The following is a 21,373-nucleotide window of genomic DNA, read 5'->3' as shown; positions in this document are numbered from 1 at the left end:
GGGGGAGCTAGTGATGAACTACTTGCCACAACAAGATCCGCAAGTATTTGAAGCGATTCAAAATGAGTTGAAACGGCAGCAATCAAAAATTGAATTAATCGCGTCAGAAAATTTTGTCAGCCGCGCTGTTATGGAAGCGCAAGGATCGGTATTAACGAATAAATATGCCGAAGGATATCCGGGCCGCCGCTATTATGGTGGCTGCGAATATGTCGATGTCGTCGAGGATCTCGCGCGCGAACGGGCGAAAAAATTGTTTGGCGCGGAACATGCCAACGTACAGCCGCATTCTGGCGCACAAGCGAACATGGCGGTATATTTTACTGTTTTGGAACATGGCGATACGGTGCTTGGGATGAATTTGTCGCACGGCGGTCATTTAACGCATGGCAGCCCAGTCAACTTTAGCGGCATTCAATATAACTTTGTCGAATATGGTGTCGATCCAGAAACACATGTCATTGATTATGATGATGTGCTTGAAAAAGCGCGCATACATAAGCCGAAACTGATTGTAGCAGGGGCAAGCGCTTATCCGCGCGTCATCGATTTTAAACGTTTCCGTGAAATCGCTGATGAAGTAGGGGCGTACTTGATGGTAGACATGGCGCACATTGCAGGTCTTGTTGCGGCAGGTCTTCATCCAAATCCGGTGCCATATGCGCATTTTGTGACCACAACGACGCATAAGACGCTCCGCGGGCCGCGCGGCGGCATGATCCTTTGCAAAGAAGAGTTTGCAAAACAAATTGACAAAGCGATCTTCCCAGGCATTCAAGGCGGACCGCTCATGCACGTCATCGCGGCGAAAGCAGTCGCGCTCGGTGAAGCACTGCAAGACAGCTTTAAAACATATGCGCAAAATATCATCAACAACGCAAAACGCCTCGCGGAAGCATTGAAAAAAGAAGGCTTTACACTCGTTTCCGGCGGAACAGACAACCACTTGTTGTTAATTGATTTACGTTCCCTTGGCCTCACTGGAAAAGTGGCGGAAAAAGTGTTGGACGAAGTCGGTATCACCGTCAACAAAAATACGATTCCGTACGATCCGGAAAGCCCATTTGTGACAAGCGGCATCCGTATCGGCACCGCCGCGGTAACGACGCGCGGATTCGGTTTGGAAGAAATGGATGAAATCGCAAGCATTATTAGTCTTACATTAAAAAATCACGAAGACGAAGCAAAATTGGAAGAAGCGCGAAAACGCGTAGCGGCATTAACGGAAAAATTCCCATTATATCGTTGACAAAAAACGCGCCTCTAAGACGAATGTCTTTAGAGGCGCGTTTTTGTTTGTAGTTGAATGCACGTATATTTTTCGGTAGAATTAATGGAAGTGTAAACCGCAAACAAAGAGGAGAGTGCAAAATGGGAAAAGTATATGTATTCGATCATCCACTTATTCAACATAAGCTGACATATATTCGCGACAAAAACACTGGCACGAAAGAGTTTCGTGAACTTGTCGAAGAAGTGGCGACGTTGATGGCGTTTGAAATTACGCGCGATCTCCCGCTTGAAGAAGTAGAAATTGAGACACCGGTCAGCAAAGCAAAATCGAAAGTAATCGCAGGCAAAAAACTTGGTGTAATCCCGATTTTGCGCGCAGGAATAGGTATGGTCGATGGCATTTTAAAATTGATTCCAGCCGCGAAAGTCGGCCATATCGGGTTATATCGCGACCCAGAAACATTAAAACCGGTTGAATATTACGTGAAGCTGCCGACCGATGTAGAAGAGCGCGATTTTATTGTTGTGGACCCAATGCTCGCGACAGGCGGATCAGCGGTAGAAGCGATTAACGCCTTAAAAAAACGCGGCGCAAAAAGTATTAAATTCATGTGCTTAATTGCTGCCCCAGAAGGGGTGGAAGCGGTGAAACAAGCACACCCGGATGTCGATATTTACATTGCTGCACTCGATGAAAAGCTAAACGATCACGGCTATATCGTTCCAGGCCTTGGAGATGCCGGTGATCGCTTATTCGGCACAAAATAAATTCCAAAGACGGTATCATTTCATGGAAGTGATACCGTCTTTTTTTTAAAGATTATGTCTAAAAAAATAAATATATCATTATACACTAATTAAGTGAAAAAGAAATTAATAAATGTCACAAATTATTAACATTTTCGTTGTTATAATACAGTTTTTTTCTATGAAACACATTGACATCGACCCCATGGTATTGTATGCTTGACAGGGGATATATGATAAGGTTTTCAGATACACTATATACATAGTTTTTACGATAGTTTTTACGAATGTGAGGACTATAACGATATGGGGCAAAACCAACGCTATCCTTTCCGGGCAATCGGTTTGATGTCTGCCATTGTTTCTCAGTTGGCTGGTTCTGTTTTAATTGGTATATTCGGCGGCAGATGGCTTGATCGAAAGTTTGACTCCGAACCTCTTTTTCTTATTATTGGTCTCCTTCTTGGACTAGCTGCGGGCATCTCTGCAATGTTAAGAACAATCCGTCAATTTTTTTCAGGGGAATAATAGAATTATGGAACATATAATGCGAAATTTGCGAAAATATTCGTTGTTTCTCCTTTTGATGTATGCGGCAGGCTGGGGGATGACAGAGTATAAAACATTATTTTTGAGCTTGCTGTTCGGAACATCTATAGGATTTTATAGTGTGTGGTTATTAGCCAGCCGAGTAATGAAATTTGGACGAGCCGTAGCGGAAGGGAAGCGTGTTCGCTCACTAGGTACGTTTTCACGAATGGCGCTTGCGGCACTTGCTGCTTTAGTCGTATTGCAATTTCCGAACCATTTTTCCATTGCACCTGTCATATTGGGGTTAATGACACCTTATTTTGTCATTATAATAGATTATTTTCTGCACATACATTAATGAGGCAAGGAAGCGAGGTGATAACTAGTGCATCATGAAGCTCCTTTATATGAATTTCTAGGACTTACCTTTAACTTAGCCAACGTTTTGATGATAACGATCACTAGCGTGATTGTGTTCATCATTGCCGTTGCTGCTACGCGCAATCTTTCGATGAAGCCAAGGGGAATGCAAAATTTCCTTGAATGGGTCGTCGACTTTGTCAAGGGAATCATCAAAAGCAACATGGACTGGAAAACGGGAGGTCGTTTTCATCTACTGGGCATGACCTTAATCATGTATATTTTTGTGGCAAACATGCTCGGTCTTCCGTTCTCTATCGTCATCGATGGAAAGCTATGGTGGAAATCACCGACAGCAGACCCTGTGATCACATTAACGTTGGCGATTATGGTTGTTGCGCTGTCGCATTATTACGGCATCAAACTTCGTGGATTCCAAGAATACGCCAAAGGCTTTGTCAGTCCAATGTGGATTTTATTCCCGCTTAAAATTATCGAAGAGTTTGCTAACACATTAACATTAGGTTTGCGTCTATACGGGAACATTTATGCTGGAGAAATTTTGCTTGCTTTATTGGCGGGTGGATTGGCTACTGGCGTTGGCGGTACGATCGCAGCGATCATTCCAACGATCGCTTGGCAAGCGTTCAGTATTTTCGTTGGCGCCATCCAAGCGTTCATTTTCACGATGTTAACAATGGTTTATATGGCGCACAAAGTGAGTCATGACCATTAATTTTTTATAAAAACAACTTCAATAAATTTCAATAAATACTAAAAGGAGGACTTTTCAATGGGTGTATTAGCTGCAGCAATCGCAATTGGTTTAGCTGCACTTGGTGCAGGTATTGGTAACGGTTTAATCGTATCTCGTACAGTAGAGGGAATCGCACGCCAGCCAGAGGCGCGCGGTATGCTTCAAACAACAATGTTTATCGGGGTTGCGTTAGTCGAAGCGATTCCGATTATTGCGGTTGTTATTGCCTTTATGGTTCAAGGGCGCTAATTTTTGCGTAGCGCTTGTTCATCAACGTTGGCAAGCAACGTAAAAATCGATAGGACAAGCAAAATCGTTCAATGATGGCGAAGATCATTCCATGCGAACCTTCGCCATTCCTTTATGTTCATTTCATCGTAAAAGATAACAATGACGCTCAAAAAGCGAGAAAAATAGGTCTAGAGGGCGACTCTTGAAGGGAGTGAAACGCGTAATGGCAAACTTTTTTGCATTAGGGGCTGCTGGGCATGGATTCAACGGCGGCGATATGTTATTCCAGCTAATTATGTTTTTATTATTAATGTTATTGCTCCGTAAATACGCGTTTGGTCCATTAATGGGCGTGATGAAACAGCGCGAAGAGCATATTGCAAACGAAATCGATCAAGCGGAAAAACATCGCAAAGAAGCGGAAAAGCTATTGGAAGAACAGCGCGAACTAATGAAGCAATCTCGCCAAGAGGCGCAGGAGCTCATTGAAAACGCGCGCAAAATGGCTGAGGAGCAAAAAGAGCAAATTATCGCGTCTGCCCGTGCGGAAGCAGAGCGTTTAAAAGAGACAGCGAAAAAAGAAATCGAACGCGAAAAAGAACAAGCGATGGCCGCGTTGCGAGAACAAGTTGCTTCACTATCTGTATTAATTGCTTCCAAAGTGATTGAAAAAGAGTTAACCGAGCAAGATCAAGCGAAGTTGATTAGCGAGTACATTCAAGAGGTAGGAGAAGGGCGATGAACAAAGAAATCATAGCAAAGCGATATGCGTTAGCTCTTTTTCAAATCGCCACGGAAAAGCAGCTTCTTGATCAATTAGAGGAAGAAATTCGCGCCGTTTGGCAAGTGTTTGCTGAAAACGATAAATTCTTATCGCTATTGACATACCCGAAGCTATCATTGGAAAAGAAAAAAGCGTTAATAAAAGAAACGTTCGCGGCGGTGTCAAGCCCGTTACGAAATACATTGCTGCTTTTGTTGGAACGTCATCGCATTGATATCGTTCCACAGCTTGCAGAGCAGTTTATCCATTTGGTGAACGAAGCTCGTGGCGTCGCTGAGGCGACCGCATATTCGGCTCGTCCGCTAACGGAAGAGGAAAAACGCGCACTTTCGGATGTGTTTGCGAAAAAAATGGGCAAAACGACGCTTTACATTGAAAATATCGTCGACCCAAGCTTAATTGGCGGCGTGAAGCTGCGCATCGGCAACCGCATTTACGATGGCAGCATCAGCGGAAAATTAGAACGAATTCAACGACAGCTTATCGGCTAAGATTTGAAGATAGGGGTGAAATGAATGAGCATCAGAGCGGAAGAAATAAGCGCGCTCATTAAGCAGCAAATCGAAAACTATGAGTCTGAAATTCAAGTAAGCGATGTCGGTACGGTAATTCAAATTGGTGACGGTATCGCGCGCGCCCATGGTTTGGACAACGTAATGTCTGGGGAACTTGTCGAGTTTTCCAACGGTGTCATGGGAATGGCGCTAAACTTAGAAGAAAACAACGTTGGTATCGTTATTTTAGGTCCATATACAGGGATTAAAGAAGGCGATGAAGTGCGCCGTACAGGACGTATCATGGAAGTGCCTGTCGGTGAAGCGTTAATTGGCCGTGTCGTTAACCCTCTAGGACAACCAGTCGACGGTTTGGGCCCAATCGAAACGACAGAAACTCGTCCAATTGAAAGCCCAGCACCAGGTGTTATGGACCGTAAATCGGTTCATGAACCGTTGCAAACAGGGATTAAAGCGATTGACGCATTGGTGCCAATCGGCCGCGGTCAACGTGAGTTAATCATCGGAGACCGTCAAACAGGGAAAACATCGATTGCGATCGACACGATTATCAACCAAAAAGATCAAAATATGATTTGTATTTACGTTGCGATCGGACAAAAAGAATCAACGGTCCGCACGGTTGTCGAAACATTGCGGAAACACGGTGCGCTAGATTATACGATCGTTGTGACGGCATCTGCATCACAACCAGCGCCACTATTGTTCCTTGCGCCATATGCCGGTGTAACGATGGGCGAATATTTCATGTATAAAGGTCAGCACGTGCTTGTTGTTTATGACGACTTATCAAAACAAGCGGCGGCTTACCGTGAGTTGTCACTATTGCTTCGCCGTCCACCAGGCCGTGAAGCATATCCAGGGGATATCTTCTACTTGCACTCTCGCCTCTTAGAGCGCGCAGCAAAATTAAGCGATGCCAAAGGCGGCGGTTCGTTAACAGCGCTTCCGTTTGTCGAAACGCAAGCTGGTGACATTTCTGCTTACATTCCGACGAACGTCATCTCCATTACAGACGGGCAAATTTTCTTGCAATCTGATTTGTTCTTCTCCGGCGTTCGCCCGGCGATTAACGCTGGTCTTTCCGTATCCCGCGTCGGTGGTGCGGCACAAATTAAAGCGATGAAAAAAGTATCGGGTACGCTTCGCCTTGACTTAGCGGCGTATCGTGAACTTGAAGCGTTCGCACAGTTCGGTTCAGACCTTGATAAAGCGACGCAAGCAAAGCTCGCACGCGGTGCTCGTACGGTAGAAGTGTTAAAACAAGACTTGCATGCACCGATTCCAGTAGAAAAACAAGTGGCGATCATTTACGCGCTTACTCACGGTTTCTTAGACGACATTCCAGTCGAAGATATTCGCCGCTTTGAAAAAGAATTCTTCTTATGGCTCGACCAAAACGGCCAACACTTGCTTGAACATATTCGTACAACAAAAGAACTTCCAAACGAAGAAGATTTCAACAAAGCGATCGAAGCGTTCAAGAAAACGTTTGTTGTTTCTCAATAAAGCAGGGCGGAACAGAAGGATGACGGCTTCTGTTCCTCCTCTATTCTAGATTTCGTGCATAAAAAAGGTGGTGAAACCTTTGGCATCCTTACGCGACATTAAAAAGCGCATCAACGCGACGAAAAAAACAAGCCAAATTACGAAGGCGATGGAGATGGTTTCCGCTTCGAAGTTAAACCGCGCGGAAATGAACGCGAAATCGTTTGTTCCATATATGGATAAAATGCAAGAAGTCGTTGCGAACATCGCCCTTGGTGCCGGCAATGCGACACATCCGATGCTAGTGGCGCGCCCGGTGAAAAAGACAGGCTATTTAGTGATCACATCGGATCGCGGCTTGGCGGGAGCGTATAACAGCAACGTTCTTCGCACTGTGTACCAAACGATTCAACAGCGCCATCAATCTCCAGATGAATATGCGATTATTGTCATTGGACGTGTCGGTTTAAGCTTTTTCAAAAAGAGAAATTTCCCGGTCATTTTAAATATTACTGGGCTGCCGGATCAACCGTCTTTTGCGGATATTAAAGAAATTGCGAATAAGGCGGTCGGATTGTTTGCGGATGGTACGTTTGATGAGTTGTATATGTACTACAACCATTACGTCAGTGCGATCCAACAAGAGGTGACAGAAAGAAAGCTGTTGCCGTTAACGGATTTAGTCGATAACAAACAACGGACAACGTATGAATTTGAACCTTCTCAAGAAGAAATTTTAGATGTGCTTTTGCCGCAATATGCCGAAAGTCTTATTTACGGTGCGCTGTTAGATGCGAAGGCAAGCGAGCATGCAGCGCGGATGACGGCGATGAAAAACGCGACGGACAACGCGCACGAGCTTATTCGTACGCTTACTCTTTCCTACAACCGTGCTCGTCAAGCAGCGATTACCCAAGAGATTACGGAAATCGTGGCGGGAGCAAACGCGTTGCAATAACGGTAAATTGGAAGCTGCAATTATATAAACGCAACTTGATATTTCATCTTATCGAAAGAATTTTCGACTGTCGGAGGCAAGTCGATAACTTGCCTTCGTCACGCATAAGCGCAGTCGAAAAAATAGATCGCAAAAGTAGAATTTTCAAGTTTCACTATATAGGTACTGCTGTCCAACTAGCAAGTTAGGAGGGAAAACGATGACAAAAGGACGCGTTATTCAAGTTATGGGTCCGGTTGTAGACGTAAAGTTCGAAAACGGACATCTTCCTGCGATCTACAACGCTTTGAAGATTCAACATAAAGCGCGTAATGAAAATGAAGTCGACATCGACTTAACATTAGAAGTAGCACTTCATCTTGGCGATGATACGGTTCGTACGATTGCAATGGCATCGACAGACGGATTGATTCGTGGAATGGAAGTCATTGACACAGGTGCGCCAATTTCCGTTCCAGTCGGAGAAGTTACCCTTGGCCGCGTATTCAACGTCTTAGGGGAACCGATCGACATGCAAGGGGAAATTCCAGATGATGCGCGTCGTGACCCAATCCATCGTCCAGCGCCAAAATTCGAAGAGCTTGCAACAGAAGTAGAAATTTTGGAAACAGGTATTAAAGTCGTTGACTTGCTTGCTCCATACATTAAAGGTGGAAAAATCGGTCTATTCGGCGGTGCTGGTGTAGGAAAAACGGTCTTAATCCAAGAACTTATTCATAACATTGCGCAAGAGCACGGTGGTATTTCCGTATTCGCCGGCGTAGGGGAACGCACTCGTGAAGGAAACGACCTTTACCATGAAATGAAAGATTCCGGCGTTATCAGCAAAACGGCGATGGTATTCGGACAAATGAACGAGCCGCCTGGTGCGCGGATGCGCGTAGCGTTGACAGGATTAACGATGGCGGAATACTTCCGTGACGAGCAAGGACAAGACGTGCTGCTCTTTATCGACAACATTTTCCGTTTCACGCAAGCTGGTTCTGAGGTTTCGGCGCTATTAGGCCGCATGCCTTCTGCCGTAGGTTATCAACCGACGCTTGCGACAGAAATGGGTCAATTGCAAGAACGGATCACTTCTACAGCCACTGGTTCTATCACATCGATTCAAGCGATTTACGTACCAGCGGACGACTACACAGACCCAGCGCCAGCAACAACGTTCTCTCACTTGGACGCAACGACGAACCTAGAGCGGAAACTTGCGGAAATGGGTATTTATCCAGCAGTGGATCCACTTGCGTCCACATCTCGCGCGCTTGCGCCTGAAATCGTTGGTGAAGAACATTACCAAGTAGCGCGCAAAGTGCAACAAACATTGCAACGTTATAGAGAATTGCAAGATATTATCGCGATTCTCGGTATGGATGAGCTATCCGATGAAGATAAACTCATCGTTCATCGCGCTCGCCGCATTCAATTCTTCTTATCGCAAAACTTCCATGTCGCGGAGCAATTTACAGGCCAACCTGGTTCTTACGTGCCTATTAAAGAAACAGTTCGCGGCTTCAAAGAAATTTTGGAAGGAAAATACGATCACATTCCAGAAGATGCTTTCCGCTTAGTAGGGCGCATTGAAGAAGTTGTTGAAAAAGCGAAGCAAATGGGCGTAGAAGTTTAATTGAGGGACATAGGAGGATTTCATGATGAAAACGATCAAGGTCAGTGTCGTTACTCCTGATGGCCCGGTATATGAAGCGGACGTAGAGATGGTAAGCACGAAAGCAAAAAGCGGAGAGCTTGGAATTTTGCCAGGACACATTCCGCTTGTCGCTCCGCTTGAGATCAGTGCCGTTCGCCTGAAAAAAGAGGGGAAAACGGAATATATCGCGGTCAGCGGCGGGTTTTTGGAAGTCCGCCCTGACAAAGTGACGATTTTGGCGCAAGCGGCGGAAAGAGCGGAAGATATCGATGTGGCCCGAGCAAAAGCGGCGAAAGAACGCGCGGAACGGCGTCTGCAAAGCAAAGAGGATGATATCGACTTTAAACGTGCGGAACTGGCACTAAAACGGGCGATTAACCGCTTAAACGTAGCAAACATGAAATAAAAGACGGGAGGAAATCGTTTCCCCCGTCTTTTTTTATTGTTATCGCTGTCGTTATAAGTAAAAATGGATGGTCTGTCGACACTTCTGGATATAAATGTTATAATGGCACTGGGGATAATTCGTAATTGTGTAATATTTCAAAACAATATAAAGTAGCATAATAATGAAGGGAGCGAACGGCATATTGTGGAACGTATACGTTAATAACTATGTGATTGTTTTTGTATTTTTGTGTATCGGCATTTTGCTTCCTGTTGGTGCATTAACAATAGGACGATTTCTACGTCCACACGTTCCGAGTGAGGCAAAGCAAACGACTTATGAAAGCGGTAACAATCCGTTCCATGACTCGCGTGTTCAGTTTCAAGTTCGTTACTATATGTTTGCACTATTATTTGTCATTTTTGATGTCGAAACAGTGTTTTTATATCCATGGGCAGTCGCTTATAACAAACTAGGATTATTCGCTTTAGTGGAAATGATTATTTTCGTGTTGATGCTCGTTCTTGGGCTTGTCTATGCTTGGAAAAAGAAGGTGTTACAATGGATGTAAAATGGTTGGACGTACCGGAAGGAGATACGGAAGAGTTAAAGCGCAACGTGTTTTTCACTACACTGGAACAATTAAAGGCGTGGGCCCGCAGCAATTCTCTATGGCCGTTAACGTTCGGTCTTGCCTGCTGCGCGATTGAAATGATGGGAGTCGGTGGAGCTCATTATGATTTAGACCGGTTCGGCTCCTTTTTCCGTGCGTCTCCAAGACAGTCTGATGTCATGATTGTATCCGGAACGGTGACGAAAAAGATGGCGCCAATCATCCGCCGTTTATATGATCAAATGCCAGAACCAAAATGGGTCATTGCCATGGGGTCATGCGCAACGGCAGGGGGGCCGTATGTGAAATCATATAGCGTCGTCAAAGGAGTAGATCAAATCGTACCAGTTGATGTATATATTCCTGGTTGCCCGCCGAATCCAGCGGCGCTAATTTACGGGATTAATAAATTAAAAGAAAAAATCCGTTATGAAGCAAAGACGGGGAAGAAGGTGCTGTAATCGATGAGTGAAGAAAAAGATTTACAGCAGCGGAAAAAAGAAGCGGCAGAGCGAGCGAGACAGTTGGCTCGCGAACGATTAGCAGCGAAACGAGCCGCTGAACAAACTGAACAGCCGCTCGAAGAACCAAAAGTCCCAACCGAAGAAAAACTTGCCGAAGATGATCTCACCCTTGCGAAGAAAAAAGCGGCGGAAGAGGCAAAAGCCAAAGCGGCGGCGTTGGCGAAACAAAAGGCAAAAGAAGCGCAGCAGGCAGAAGGAGAAAACCAAGAAACAGCCGAAGATGATCTAGCGCTTGCGAAGAAGAAAGCAGCAGCGGCAGCGAAAGCCAAAGCAGCGGCATTAGCGAAACAAAAGGCAAAAGAAGCAGCGGGCGACGGAGCGGAAGAAGACCTTGCCAAACAAAAAGCGATTGCGGCAGCGAAGGCGAAGGCGGCAGCCGCTGCAAAAGCCAAAGCAAAAGCGCTGGCAAAACAACAAGCAAGCGGCACCGCTGGCGAAAATGATGATGATCTCGCAAAAGCGAAAGCAAAGGCAGCAGCGGCAGCAAAAGCAAAAGCAGCGGCTGCGGCGAAAGCGAAAGCCGCAGGAGATTCGGAGCCAGCAGCGAAAAAAGAGGAAACTCCATCGCCAAATCAGCCGCTTCTTGATAAATACGTCAAAGTGATTCGCGAACATCTCGGCGAAGATGTGCTAGAAGATGCCTATATTAACCGCCTTTCCAAAGATGTTCCGACATTGGTCGCAAAAAAGGATACATATTACAAAATCGCCGAGTTTCTAAAATATAACGAACAGCTTAGTTTTGATTATTTGTCGGAGCTGCATGGAACGGATTTTCAAACACATATGGAAGTATATGTGCACTTATATTCTTATAAAAAACGCCAAGCTGTCGCATTAAAAGTGAAAATTGACCGCGACCAGCCGGAGATTGATTCGCTCGTTCCGCTTTGGCAGGGGGCAAATTGGCCGGAATGCGAGGCGTACGACCTATTAGGAATCCGCTTTAAAGGGCACCCGAATTTAATCCGTATCTTTTTAGGAGAAGATTGGGTCGGATATCCGCTTCGCAAAGATTATGAACCATACGACGCGGAGGTATAACTATGCTTCGGACGGAAGAAATGATTTTAAACGTAGGACCGCAGCACCCGAGTACACACGGAGTTTTCCGCCTCATTTTAAAACTAGATGGAGAGATCATTCAAGAAGCGAAACCTGTCATCGGCTACCTCCACCGCGGAACGGAAAAGTTAGCAGAAAACTTACAATATACGCAAATCATCCCGTATACAGACCGGATGGATTATTTATCGGCAATGACCAATAACTATGTTATTTGTCATGCAGTGGAAACAATGATGGGCATTGAAGTTCCGGAACGAGCGGAATATTTGCGCGTTTTAGCAATGGAACTTGGCAGAATCGCCAGCCATCTTGTCTGGTGGGGGACGTATTTGCTCGACCTTGGCGCCACAAGCCCGTTTTTGTACGCATTCCGCGAGCGGGAAATGATTATTAATCTATTAAACGAGCTGTCAGGGGCGCGACTGACGTTCAATTACATGCGCGTCGGCGGCGTGAAATGGGATGCGCCGGATGGATGGATTGAAAAAGTAAAACAATTTGTCCCGTATATGCGGGAAAAACTCGCTGGTTATCATGACCTTGTGACAGGAAATGAAATTTTCCGCCATCGTGTCATCGGTGTTGGCAAATATACGAAAGAAGAGGCGATCAATTATTCGTTAAGCGGCGTAAACTTGCGTTGTACCGGCGTGAAATGGGACTTACGGAAAAACGAGCCGTATTCGATTTATGACCGTTTTGATTTTGACATTCCGGTGCGGGAAGAAGGAGACTGCCTTGCCCGTTATGAATGCCGTTTGGCGGAAATAGAAGAATCATTAAAAATCATCGAACAAGCATGTGAACAATTTCCAAAAAGCGGAGAAATTATGGGGAAAGTGCCGCGCATCATTAAAGCGCCGCCGGGAGAGACATTTGTCCGCATTGAATCACCGCGCGGGGAAATCGGCTGTTACATCGCCAGCGACGGAAAGAAAGAGCCGTACCGCATCAAATTCCGTCGGCCGTCGTTTTACAATTTGCAAATACTCCCGAAACTGTTAAAAGGGGAAAATATTGCGAATGTGATTGCGATTCTTGGCTCGATTGATATTGTGCTCGGGGAGGTCGACGGATGATGGAACAATTGCTGAATTCTGCTCCAAGCTGGACGAATCTCGTGATCTTCTTCGGACTTGGCATCGCCTTGTTGCTTGCCGTTCTTGCTTTTGTGACGTATGGTATTTTAGCGGAACGAAAAGTCATGGGATTTATGCAAGGCCGTTACGGCCCGAACCAAGTCGGAGGCCGATGGGGGCTATTGCAAACGGTCGCGGACGTATTGAAGCTGCTTTTAAAAGAAGATACGATTCCAAAAGCTGCTGACAAGCCGTTATTCATTTTAGCGCCGATTATCGCTTTTGCGCCGGCGTTTATGGTATTGGCGACATTGCCGTTTACTGACGCATTTCAATTTGCCGATATCGGCGTTGGCCTGCTTTATTACATTGCCGTTTCGGGACTGACGACGATCGGCGTTGTGGCCGGCGGATGGGCATCGAACAATAAATATGCGCTCATCGGCGCAATGCGTGCGGCAGCACAAATGATTTCCTATGAAATTCCGCTTGTTGTGTCTGTGCTTGGTGTTGTTTTGCTAACGGGCAGTCTAAATTTAAACGATATTGTCGAAGCGCAAAAAGATGTATGGTATATTTTCATACAGCCAATTGCGTTTATCGTATTTTTCATTGCTGCTGTCGCGGAGTTAAACCGCACTCCATTCGACTTGCCGGAAGCGGAATCAGAGCTTGTTGCCGGGTTTCATGTCGAGTATTCCGGTTTTCGTTGGGCATTCTTTATGCTTTCGGAATATGTGTATCTTTTTGCTATGGCGGCGCTTACAACGATATTATTTTTAGGTGGATGGCACCCGGTGATGTTTTTAGATTTCATTCCAGGAGCGGTTTGGTTTGCGTTAAAATTCAGCATCGTTGTTTTCGTCCTGATTTGGTTCCGTGTGACATTTCCGCGCCTTAGAGCGGACCAGCTCATGGAATTAGGATGGAAAGTATTGTTTCCTGTGGCGCTTGCGAATATTTTTGTTACCGCGCTGATACAAGAACTATTTTTCTAATAAGAATGGGGTGGCATGCATGATCGGTTTAGCCAAAGGGTTGGCATATACCCTGAAAAATTTAACTCGGGAAAAAGTAACGTACGACTATCCGAATGAACCGCTTCCCCTTCCAGATCGGTTTCGCGGCATTCAAAAATTTTATCCCGAAAAGTGTATCGTTTGCAATCAATGTGCTAATATTTGCCCAACCGACTGTATTCAATTGACAGGCAAAAAGCATCCGGATCCGACGAAAAAAGGGAAAATCATTGATACGTACAGCATTAACTTCGAAATTTGCATTTTATGCGACCTTTGTACAGAAGTATGTCCGACGGAAGCCATCGTCATGACGAACAATTTTGAGCTGGCGGAATATAGCCGCGATGCCCTTTATAAAGATTTGGCATGGCTCGATGAAAACGACACCAATGTCCGAAAGGAGAATAAGCCGTGAGCGGAGAATATCTCGCCTTTTTAGTGCTCGCCCTCGTCGCAATCATCGGCGGAGTGCTCATGCTGAATTTAACGAAAGTCGTTCATATGGTCATCGCGCTTGTGTTTACGTTCATCAGCATCGCGGGTCTTTACGTGCTCTTATCAGCGGAATTTGTTGCTGCTGTGCAAGTGCTTATTTACTCTGGCGCCATTACCATTATCATGCTGTTTGGCATCATGCTGACGCGCCACCGGGAGGAAGAAAAAGAAGAAACGACAACAGGCGGATTTTGGCGAAAAACATTCACCGCCATCGCGGTCTTTGCCTTTGGCATCGCCGTTTATCTCGGCATTTATCAGCTTGATTTTGGCGAGGAAGCCGCAAATCTCCATGAAAACAATACGGAACAAATCGGTCTCGCCCTATATTCTCATTATATCATTCCGTTTGAAATTACATCGATCATTTTGCTTGTGGCGCTTGTTGGCGCGATTATACTAGCGAAAAAAAATGATAAGGGGGCGCCAAAAAAATGAGCTCCGTTCCATTATCCGTATATCTGGTACTTGCGCTCATCTTGTTTTGCATTGGGCTGTATGGAGCGCTCACCAAACGAAATACCGTGATTGTGCTCATTTGTATTGAGTTAATGCTGAATGCCGTCAATATTAATTTAGTCGCTTTTGCGAAACACGGGGCTCATCCCGGTATTTCAGGGCAAATTTTTGCCCTATTTACCATCACGGTGGCAGCTGCTGAAGCCGCGGTGGGACTCGCGATTTTAATGGCGCTTTATCGCAACCGCAAAACCGTTCATATCGATGAAATCGATTCGATGAAGCATTAAAGCAAGAAAATGCAAAGAGCTCTTCAAGCTCTTTGATCAAAAGGGGACTGTGATACCATGATGGAAATGGCTTGGATTGTGCCGCTTTTTCCTCTGTTTTCCTTTTTCTTATTGCTGCTTTTCGGAAAACGAATGAAAGAAGCGAGTGCTTATGTTGGAATACTAGCGACGTTCGTTTCTTTCCTTGTTTCTGTCGCCGTGCTGTTTGACCGCATTGGCGGTTCGACTTACAAAGCAGAACAAGTATGGCTTACGATCGGCAGCACGAAATTGACAGCTGGATTTGAGGTGACGGCGCTAAATGCATTAATGCTTGTCGTTGTCTCCCTCGTTAGCTTTCTAGTACATATGTATGCAAAAGGGTATATGCGCGGCGATGAGCGGTTCTCGGTTTTCTATGCGTATTTAGGGCTGTTCACGTTTGCGATGCTCGGTCTTGTCGTTTCGCCGAATTTATTGCAGACATATATGTTTTGGGAACTGGTTGGTCTTGGTTCGTTTCTATTAATCGGATTTTATTTCTATAAAGAAGAAGCGAAAGCGGCTGCGAAAAAAGCGTTTATTATGACGCGGATCGGCGATGTCGGCTTTTTTATCGGCATGATTCTATTATTCTGGCAAGTGGGCAGTTTTGAGTATGATGACATTTTTAAAGCCGTGCAAGACGGAACGCTGTCGCAGACGATGGTGACCCTAGCGGCGATTCTCATTTTCGTGGGAGCGATCGGAAAATCTGGCCAGTTTCCGCTTCATACGTGGCTTCCAGATGCCATGGAAGGTCCGACGCCAGTTTCGGCGTTGATCCACGCGGCCACGATGGTAGCTGCAGGGGTTTATTTAGTGGCTGCGCTGTTCCCGTTATACGAAGCAAGCGAAACGGCGATGCTGACGGTCGCGGTTGTCGGGGGATTTACGGCGATTTTCGCCGCATCCATCGGCCTTGTGCAGACCGATATTAAGCGCGTGCTTGCCTACTCGACGGTAAGCCAGCTCGGCTACATGATGCTTGCGCTCGGTTCGGGAAGCTATGTAGCGGGAATATTCCATTTGACGACACATGCGTTTTTTAAAGCGCTCTTGTTTTTAGCGGCAGGAAGCGTCATTCATGCTGTCGGCACGCAAGACATTGAAAAAATGGGCGGACTTTGGCGGAAAATGCCGTTTACCGCGCCGCTATTTCTAGTCGGAACGCTGGCCATCAGCGGGGTCCCGCTTTTATCAGGATTCTTTAGCAAAGATGAAATTCTTGCTGCCGCTTGGACGCATGGTCATGTCGTTTTATTCTGGATTGCGGTTTTTGCTTCGTTTTTCACCGCGTTTTATATGTTCCGTCTCTTCTTCCTTGTCTTTAGCGGCGAGGGGCGGCATGAAGCGGAGGAAATTCATGAATCGCCAGCGGTTATGACGTTTCCGATGCTCGTCTTGGCCGTGCTTGCCGTCATTTCTGGGTACATTCATACTCCATGGTTTGGGACATTTCTCGGCGATTGGCTGACAGATGGCCATTATGCTCACAAAGAAGCGCCAAGCTGGATTATGGTCGTTGCTGCCATCGTTTCATTGCTTGGCATTTTCCTCGCGTGGCTGATGTACGGAAAACGTTCGCTTGCGAGAGATTGGCTTAGCTCGCGCATTCCGTTTGCGTACAACGTGTTATGGAATAAATATTACATCGATGAATGTTATGCGTGGACGGTTGGCTATGCGGCAAACGCCATTAGTCTATTATTCTATTATATTGATCGCTTTATCGTAGAGGGAATGGCCAGTCTCGTTGCAGCGGCAGTAAACACGGTTGGTTCAATCGGATCGCGGCTGCAAAACGGGCAAGTTCAAATGTATGGCGCGGTGACGTTGATCGGCCTTGCGCTTCTCGTCGTCATTCTCGCGTTCACAGGGGGGTATTTATAATGAATGGAACGTATTTTCTCTCCCTTCTCGTTTTCTCCCCGCTTGTTGGCATTCTTTTGCTTGCGTTTGTACCAAAAACGCAAGAGCGGACGATAAAATGGCTCGGTTTTTTATCTACGCTGCCATCGCTGATTTTATCGCTATTTGCCTTTGTACAATATTTGCGGGGCTACCGCCTGGAACATTTGGCAGAAAAACACGATTGGGTTCGCTTCGCGGATTTTCCGTTTTTAACGGAGCCCACGTTCGCCATCCGTTATGAGCTGAGCATCGACGGCTTTTCGCTTGTCATGATCGTGCTTACGTCGCTATTGGCGACGCTTGCCGCCGTCGCCTCCATCCATATCAAAAAAGAGTGGAAAGGCTATTTCATGCTCTTTCTTCTATTAGAAATCGGCATGCTTGGCGTGTTTGCGGCAGGAAATATGATTTTATTCTTTATCTTTTTAGAAATCACGCTCGTTCCGATGTTCTTTTTAGTTGGAAAATGGGGCGGTTTTGAACGGGAGCGCGCCGCATACAGCTACTTGCTTTACAACGGGATTGGTTCGGCGATTTTACTGATTGCCATTATCGTTTTATTTGCCCGCACCGGGACGTCCAATATCGAGTTGGTAAAAGAAATGCTTCATAACCCGGCGGTCGAGGCGCAGCTTGTCGCGCCGATTTCAAACGATTTGCGCTTAGGATTGTTTATTGCATTGTTGATCGCATTTGGGATTAAGCTGCCGATCGTTCCGTTTCACCGCTGGATTTTGCGGGTGCACGTACAAGCGCCGCCGTCGATTGTGATGCTGCACTCCGGCGTGCTATTAAAAATCGGGGCGTACGGTTTGATTCGGTTCGGCATCGGTTTATTCCCAGATCAATTCCGCGATTTCGCTTTTTGGATTGCGATTTTAGGGGTTGTCAACTTATTGTACGGAGCGTTTTTAGCGTTCGTCCAAGACGATTTTAAAATGGTGCTTGCCTATTCGAGTGTTTCCCATATGGGAATTGTGCTCATTGGATTGGGAGCGCTGAATGAAGCAGGGATTCAAGGGGCGATTTTCCAGGCTGTTTCCCATGGATTTATTTCCGCATTGCTGTTCTTGCTCGTCAGCATTTTATACGAACGAACGAGTACGACGGCGATCGACCGTTTAGGAGGGCTGGCGAAAGTGATGCCGCTGACGGCGGGATGCTTATTGGCAGGAGCGATGGCGTCGCTCGGATTGCCGGGAATGTCTGGGTTTGTAAGTGAGTTTACCGCATTTTTAGGTTTGTTCAAAACAGAGCCGGTCGTTGCGGCGATCGGTGCGCTCGGCATTATTATGACCGCGGTTTACCTGCTTCGCGCCGTATTGAACATGACGTTTGGCGCCTCCAAGCGCGATGATGTACAAGCGCTTGATATGAGCCTGGCGGAAGCGATTCCGGTGTTCGTATTGCTCGCATTGATTGTGATGATCGGCGTATATCCGCATATTTTAGCGAAACCATTGCAAGCGACGATTGAAATGATGATGAACGGGTTAGGAGTGTGAGAGAAATGAGCATGCATACATTATTGCAATATAAATGGGGGATGATGACACCGGAATTCATCGTTCTTGGAACGGCGCTCATTCTCTCGCTGATGGACCTGTTTATGCCGGATGATAAAGACCGCCGTCCGCTTGCATGGATTGCTTTTGTTGGAGTTGCCATTGCGTTGATCGCGACAATCGGACTTATTCCGGCCAAAGCAGTTTCGATTTTGAACGATACGTTTCGCTTAGACGCGTTTGGCAAAGCCTTTAAGCTTCTTTTATTAGCAGGCGGAGCGCTTTCGCTGTTGCTTGCGTTTGATTATCGCCCAAAAGAAGGGTTAAAAGATCGCGGGGAATTCTACTATTTATTGCTTTGCGCCTTGCTTGGCGCGATGATCATGGCCTCTAGCGGCGATTTAATCACCTTATTTGTCGGGCTAGAGCTATTATCGATTTCCTCTTATATCTTGGCGGGAATACGAAAAACATCGATGCAGGCAAACGAATCGGCGATGAAATATGTGATTAACGGCGGGATTTCGACAGCGATTACGCTGTTTGGGATGAGCTATATTTTCGGCTTAACAGGCACGACGAACATAAAAGAAATTGCCTTAGAGGTACAGAAGCTAACCGATAGCGGATACCAATACATCTTGGCGATTGCGTTCTTGATGATGCTTGTCGGTTTATCGTTTAAGATTTCGTCCGTTCCGTTCCATATGTGGACGCCGGATGTCTATCAAGGAGCACCGACTCCTGTTACCGCGTTTTTAAGCGTCGTTTCGAAAACGGCCGGGTTTGTCATCGTTTTACGATTGTTTATCACCATCTTTGCCCAAGCGCCGGCGCAAGGAAAAGATCCGTCTTCGCTATTGTTTTCGATGCAAGATTATATCGCCTTTTTAGCCGGGGCAACGATGATCATTGGAAATACGATAGCGTTAAAGCAGCGGAGCATGAAGCGGCTGTTTGCTTATTCGAGCATTGCCCACGCCGGATATATTCTTGTCGGTTTTGCGGCGATGTCATGGGTCATGATCGATTCGATTTGGTTTTATTTGCTTGCGTATTTGTTCATGAATCTTGGCGCATTTGCGATATTGCAACGAATATCTGACGAAGCCGATTCCGATGATCTCAGCCATTTTGCCGGCCTTTATCAGCGAAACCCGCTTTTAGCGGTTGCGATGGGAATTTTCTTGCTGTCGCTTGCGGGAATCCCGGGTACGGCTGGTTTCATCGGAAAATTGAACATTTTCCTTGGGGCGCTCATGACAGAGCCGGGTCATTATGTGCTTGCCGCGGTGATGATCGCTGCAACGGTTATATCGTATGTATACTATTTTGGCATTTTTGTGCAAATCTTTTTCCGCCCTGCCGATGAGACATCATCGGTGAGACTATCGATCGGGCTGACGATCGTTGTTGTCATTTGCGCGCTTGGCACGTTGCTATTCGGTATCGTTCCAGGGCTAGCTTATCACTTTCTTGAACAATTCGATCACTTTAGCGATTTCCTTCAATAGCGTTACAATAAAGGGGGTTATTCCCCTTCTTCTTTTATCGCCAAACCGCGAAGTAATGGATGGAAAGAAAGGAGTGAAAAACGATGATGCCCATGCTGGGCCAGCAGGCGTTAGTAAGCATTGTTGTCCATCTCGTGTTTATCGCCATTACGTGGTGGACATTACAAGGAGTTCGGCTCGAGATGATCATCAAACCAAACCGTGTATTTCAGGGACGATTGCTTTATATTTTATTGACGATTATGATCGGTTCGACGGTGGCCAACTTTTTTCTTGACTATTTATCATGGTCGAAACAACTCCCGTTTCTATTTGGAGGCGAGTAATGCCATATTACTCGCTTTTTTTTGAACTGACAGCGCTTTCATTTTTGGTTATTGTCGATTTTTTTTATGTATGTTCACTTCCGATCTGGCAACAATAACAATTAAGGAGAGGAAGTGAAACGGATATGAAAAAAAGACAAGTGCGTCCATTCATTTTTTTATGGACATCATTATTTATCATGATTATTGGAATGTATCAATATTCATCCGGAGAAGCGATGGGGAACGAGTCCCTTCAGCCATTAAAAACGATCGCGCGCGTTTTAGAAGACAATGAAGTAGAAATTGAACAATGGACTGTTTACACAAGAGAGTATGCCCCGCATATTCGAAATGATGCAACTTTTTTTAAAAAGCTAGACGAACTCAAAAACGAAAACCGCGCCTTTCATTGGCATTTTGAGGCAAACCACCATATGAAAAAAGCAACGGGTATATACAACCGCCCCTTCTTTCAAGAAAAAATTCAACTCGTCATGACCGACACAAAGGACAAGCCCCAAACGTATATCCTCTATGAACTCAAAGGAGTAGGTTGGAGCAGAAAAATATGGGAAAAAATTGTCGAAACGATAGAGAAAAAGTCGAGCCAATTATTTGTGAAGCAGCCTACATTTTTCACTTGTATCAAAGGGGATTTCAGTGATAATATGGAAGGTGGTTTGTTCTACAATGCTTTACATCTTCTAAGAGAATTTCAAGCAACACCAGTTGAATCATTACAAGAAGAGTCATTTGTTTCCCTGTCTGCATATACTGGGCAGTGGGAATACGTTCTTCCAACTAGCAAACATCAGCCAATGAACATTCAACTTGCATTGCGAGAAAGATTGGGCGGGAAGACGGCTGTCGTCATTGGAACCCCAATCATTACGATTGAATATTAATATAGAGAAATTGGACGCGGAGGGG

The 21,373-nt window shown here is 45.7% G+C and carries 25 protein-coding genes; all 25 read left to right on the top strand.

Annotated elements, in window-relative coordinates:
* Window positions 1–13: 13 nt before the first annotated feature.
* The 25 genes from glyA to DER53_RS03960 all read left to right on the top strand — a co-directional run bounded on the left by glyA (window position 14) and on the right by DER53_RS03960 (window position 21,348).
* Window positions 14–1,249 (top strand): serine hydroxymethyltransferase, encoded by a 1,236-nt coding sequence (gene glyA, locus DER53_RS04080; RefSeq protein WP_062754424.1) that lies wholly within the window; start codon window positions 14–16, stop codon window positions 1,247–1,249.
* Between the two features lie 122 nt (window positions 1,250–1,371).
* Window positions 1,372–2,001 carry a uracil phosphoribosyltransferase gene (gene upp / locus DER53_RS04075; RefSeq protein ID WP_062754422.1) on the top strand — a complete coding sequence of 210 codons (630 nt, stop codon included), beginning with the start codon at window positions 1,372–1,374 and terminating at the stop codon, window positions 1,999–2,001.
* A gap of 285 nt (window positions 2,002–2,286) precedes the next feature.
* Window positions 2,287–2,508, top strand: coding sequence for an AtpZ/AtpI family protein (locus DER53_RS04070; RefSeq protein WP_015865317.1), 222 nt, complete (start codon window positions 2,287–2,289; stop codon window positions 2,506–2,508).
* 7 nt (window positions 2,509–2,515) lie between these two features.
* Window positions 2,516–2,869 (top strand): ATP synthase subunit I, encoded by a 354-nt coding sequence (locus DER53_RS04065; RefSeq protein WP_062754421.1) that lies wholly within the window; start codon window positions 2,516–2,518, stop codon window positions 2,867–2,869.
* Between the two features lie 27 nt (window positions 2,870–2,896).
* Window positions 2,897–3,607: a F0F1 ATP synthase subunit A gene (gene atpB / locus DER53_RS04060; RefSeq protein ID WP_062754419.1), complete on the top strand. Its 711-nt coding sequence runs from the start codon at window positions 2,897–2,899 to the stop codon at window positions 3,605–3,607.
* Between the two features lie 57 nt (window positions 3,608–3,664).
* The gene (gene atpE / locus DER53_RS04055) at window positions 3,665–3,877 is read left to right on the top strand and encodes a F0F1 ATP synthase subunit C (protein ID WP_003253662.1); all 213 of its coding nucleotides are present in this window, start codon (window positions 3,665–3,667) and stop codon (window positions 3,875–3,877) included.
* Between the two features lie 205 nt (window positions 3,878–4,082).
* Window positions 4,083–4,601, top strand: a complete 519-nt coding sequence (locus DER53_RS04050; RefSeq protein ID WP_062678128.1) for a F0F1 ATP synthase subunit B — start codon at window positions 4,083–4,085, stop codon at window positions 4,599–4,601.
* Entirely contained in the window at window positions 4,598–5,134 is a 537-nt protein-coding gene (locus tag DER53_RS04045) for a F0F1 ATP synthase subunit delta (RefSeq protein WP_062678127.1), read from the top strand. The genes DER53_RS04050 and DER53_RS04045 overlap by 4 nt, the downstream gene beginning before the upstream one ends.
* A 24-nt stretch (window positions 5,135–5,158) precedes the next feature.
* A complete protein-coding gene (atpA, locus tag DER53_RS04040; RefSeq protein ID WP_015865312.1) occupies window positions 5,159–6,667 on the top strand; it encodes a F0F1 ATP synthase subunit alpha in 1,509 nt (502 codons plus the stop codon).
* A 79-nt stretch (window positions 6,668–6,746) separates the two neighbouring features.
* Entirely contained in the window at window positions 6,747–7,604 is an 858-nt protein-coding gene (locus tag DER53_RS04035; RefSeq protein ID WP_062754417.1) for a F0F1 ATP synthase subunit gamma, read from the top strand.
* A gap of 199 nt (window positions 7,605–7,803) precedes the next feature.
* Window positions 7,804–9,225 (top strand): F0F1 ATP synthase subunit beta, encoded by a 1,422-nt coding sequence (atpD, locus tag DER53_RS04030; RefSeq protein ID WP_015865310.1) that lies wholly within the window; start codon window positions 7,804–7,806, stop codon window positions 9,223–9,225.
* A gap of 25 nt (window positions 9,226–9,250) precedes the next feature.
* Window positions 9,251–9,652 carry a F0F1 ATP synthase subunit epsilon gene (locus DER53_RS04025; RefSeq protein ID WP_062754416.1) on the top strand — a complete coding sequence of 134 codons (402 nt, stop codon included), beginning with the start codon at window positions 9,251–9,253 and terminating at the stop codon, window positions 9,650–9,652.
* 184 nt (window positions 9,653–9,836) lie between these two features.
* A complete protein-coding gene (locus tag DER53_RS04020; RefSeq protein WP_015865308.1) occupies window positions 9,837–10,205 on the top strand; it encodes an NADH-quinone oxidoreductase subunit A in 369 nt (122 codons plus the stop codon).
* Window positions 10,196–10,708, top strand: coding sequence for a NuoB/complex I 20 kDa subunit family protein (locus tag DER53_RS04015; protein ID WP_015865307.1), 513 nt, complete (start codon window positions 10,196–10,198; stop codon window positions 10,706–10,708). Before DER53_RS04020 ends, DER53_RS04015 begins: the two co-directional genes overlap by 10 nt.
* Window positions 10,709–10,711: 3 nt before the next feature.
* Window positions 10,712–11,815, top strand: a complete 1,104-nt coding sequence (locus DER53_RS04010; RefSeq protein ID WP_062754414.1) for an NADH-quinone oxidoreductase subunit C — start codon at window positions 10,712–10,714, stop codon at window positions 11,813–11,815.
* Between the two features lie 2 nt (window positions 11,816–11,817).
* Window positions 11,818–12,918, top strand: a complete 1,101-nt coding sequence (locus tag DER53_RS04005) for an NADH-quinone oxidoreductase subunit D (protein ID WP_062754412.1) — start codon at window positions 11,818–11,820, stop codon at window positions 12,916–12,918.
* A complete protein-coding gene (nuoH, locus tag DER53_RS04000) occupies window positions 12,915–13,916 on the top strand; it encodes an NADH-quinone oxidoreductase subunit NuoH (RefSeq protein ID WP_062678122.1) in 1,002 nt (333 codons plus the stop codon). Before DER53_RS04005 ends, nuoH begins: the two co-directional genes overlap by 4 nt.
* A gap of 19 nt (window positions 13,917–13,935) precedes the next feature.
* Complete coding sequence (gene nuoI, locus DER53_RS03995) at window positions 13,936–14,355, top strand: NADH-quinone oxidoreductase subunit NuoI (RefSeq protein WP_062754410.1); 420 nt, start codon at window positions 13,936–13,938, stop codon at window positions 14,353–14,355.
* Window positions 14,352–14,873: an NADH-quinone oxidoreductase subunit J gene (locus tag DER53_RS03990; protein ID WP_062754408.1), complete on the top strand. Its 522-nt coding sequence runs from the start codon at window positions 14,352–14,354 to the stop codon at window positions 14,871–14,873. Before nuoI ends, DER53_RS03990 begins: the two co-directional genes overlap by 4 nt.
* Window positions 14,870–15,184: an NADH-quinone oxidoreductase subunit NuoK gene (gene nuoK / locus DER53_RS03985; protein WP_062754406.1), complete on the top strand. Its 315-nt coding sequence runs from the start codon at window positions 14,870–14,872 to the stop codon at window positions 15,182–15,184. Before DER53_RS03990 ends, nuoK begins: the two co-directional genes overlap by 4 nt.
* A gap of 57 nt (window positions 15,185–15,241) precedes the next feature.
* Window positions 15,242–17,095: an NADH-quinone oxidoreductase subunit L gene (gene nuoL / locus DER53_RS03980; RefSeq protein WP_062754404.1), complete on the top strand. Its 1,854-nt coding sequence runs from the start codon at window positions 15,242–15,244 to the stop codon at window positions 17,093–17,095.
* Window positions 17,095–18,621: an NADH-quinone oxidoreductase subunit M gene (locus DER53_RS03975; protein ID WP_062754402.1), complete on the top strand. Its 1,527-nt coding sequence runs from the start codon at window positions 17,095–17,097 to the stop codon at window positions 18,619–18,621. The genes nuoL and DER53_RS03975 overlap by 1 nt, the downstream gene beginning before the upstream one ends.
* A 5-nt stretch (window positions 18,622–18,626) precedes the next feature.
* Complete coding sequence (nuoN, locus tag DER53_RS03970) at window positions 18,627–20,135, top strand: NADH-quinone oxidoreductase subunit NuoN (protein WP_062754400.1); 1,509 nt, start codon at window positions 18,627–18,629, stop codon at window positions 20,133–20,135.
* 83 nt (window positions 20,136–20,218) lie between these two features.
* Entirely contained in the window at window positions 20,219–20,461 is a 243-nt protein-coding gene (locus tag DER53_RS03965) for a DUF1146 family protein (RefSeq protein ID WP_015865297.1), read from the top strand.
* 125 nt (window positions 20,462–20,586) lie between these two features.
* Entirely contained in the window at window positions 20,587–21,348 is a 762-nt protein-coding gene (locus tag DER53_RS03960; protein WP_062678116.1) for a YwmB family TATA-box binding protein, read from the top strand.
* The last annotated feature ends 25 nt before the right edge of the window (window positions 21,349–21,373 follow it).

It is taken from the genome of Parageobacillus toebii NBRC 107807 (genome assembly GCF_003688615.2).
Lineage (GTDB): Bacteria > Bacillota > Bacilli > Bacillales > Anoxybacillaceae > Parageobacillus_B > Parageobacillus_B toebii.
Note: the sequence above shows the minus strand (reverse complement) of the source record. Positions and strands in the feature narration are given on the sequence as shown.

Bases quoted from the DNA above. Each gene is read 5' to 3' on its own strand.
- glyA (WP_062754424.1), top strand. From the start codon at position 14: ATGAACTACTTGCCACAACAAGATCCGCAAGTATTTGAAGCGATTCAA.
- upp (WP_062754422.1), top strand. From the start codon at position 1,372: ATGGGAAAAGTATATGTATTCGATCATCCACTTATTCAACATAAGCTG.
- DER53_RS04070 (WP_015865317.1), top strand. From the start codon at position 2,287: ATGGGGCAAAACCAACGCTATCCTTTCCGGGCAATCGGTTTGATGTCT.
- DER53_RS04065 (WP_062754421.1), top strand. From the start codon at position 2,516: ATGGAACATATAATGCGAAATTTGCGAAAATATTCGTTGTTTCTCCTT.
- atpE (WP_003253662.1), top strand. From the start codon at position 3,665: ATGGGTGTATTAGCTGCAGCAATCGCAATTGGTTTAGCTGCACTTGGT.
- DER53_RS04050 (WP_062678128.1), top strand. From the start codon at position 4,083: ATGGCAAACTTTTTTGCATTAGGGGCTGCTGGGCATGGATTCAACGGC.
- DER53_RS04045 (WP_062678127.1), top strand. From the start codon at position 4,598: ATGAACAAAGAAATCATAGCAAAGCGATATGCGTTAGCTCTTTTTCAA.
- atpA (WP_015865312.1), top strand. From the start codon at position 5,159: ATGAGCATCAGAGCGGAAGAAATAAGCGCGCTCATTAAGCAGCAAATC.
- atpD (WP_015865310.1), top strand. From the start codon at position 7,804: ATGACAAAAGGACGCGTTATTCAAGTTATGGGTCCGGTTGTAGACGTA.
- DER53_RS04025 (WP_062754416.1), top strand. From the start codon at position 9,251: ATGAAAACGATCAAGGTCAGTGTCGTTACTCCTGATGGCCCGGTATAT.
- DER53_RS04015 (WP_015865307.1), top strand. From the start codon at position 10,196: ATGGATGTAAAATGGTTGGACGTACCGGAAGGAGATACGGAAGAGTTA.
- DER53_RS04010 (WP_062754414.1), top strand. From the start codon at position 10,712: ATGAGTGAAGAAAAAGATTTACAGCAGCGGAAAAAAGAAGCGGCAGAG.
- DER53_RS04005 (WP_062754412.1), top strand. From the start codon at position 11,818: ATGCTTCGGACGGAAGAAATGATTTTAAACGTAGGACCGCAGCACCCG.
- nuoH (WP_062678122.1), top strand. From the start codon at position 12,915: ATGATGGAACAATTGCTGAATTCTGCTCCAAGCTGGACGAATCTCGTG.
- nuoI (WP_062754410.1), top strand. From the start codon at position 13,936: ATGATCGGTTTAGCCAAAGGGTTGGCATATACCCTGAAAAATTTAACT.
- nuoK (WP_062754406.1), top strand. From the start codon at position 14,870: ATGAGCTCCGTTCCATTATCCGTATATCTGGTACTTGCGCTCATCTTG.
- nuoL (WP_062754404.1), top strand. From the start codon at position 15,242: ATGATGGAAATGGCTTGGATTGTGCCGCTTTTTCCTCTGTTTTCCTTT.
- DER53_RS03975 (WP_062754402.1), top strand. From the start codon at position 17,095: ATGAATGGAACGTATTTTCTCTCCCTTCTCGTTTTCTCCCCGCTTGTT.
- nuoN (WP_062754400.1), top strand. From the start codon at position 18,627: ATGAGCATGCATACATTATTGCAATATAAATGGGGGATGATGACACCG.
- DER53_RS03965 (WP_015865297.1), top strand. From the start codon at position 20,219: ATGATGCCCATGCTGGGCCAGCAGGCGTTAGTAAGCATTGTTGTCCAT.
- DER53_RS03960 (WP_062678116.1), top strand. From the start codon at position 20,587: ATGAAAAAAAGACAAGTGCGTCCATTCATTTTTTTATGGACATCATTA.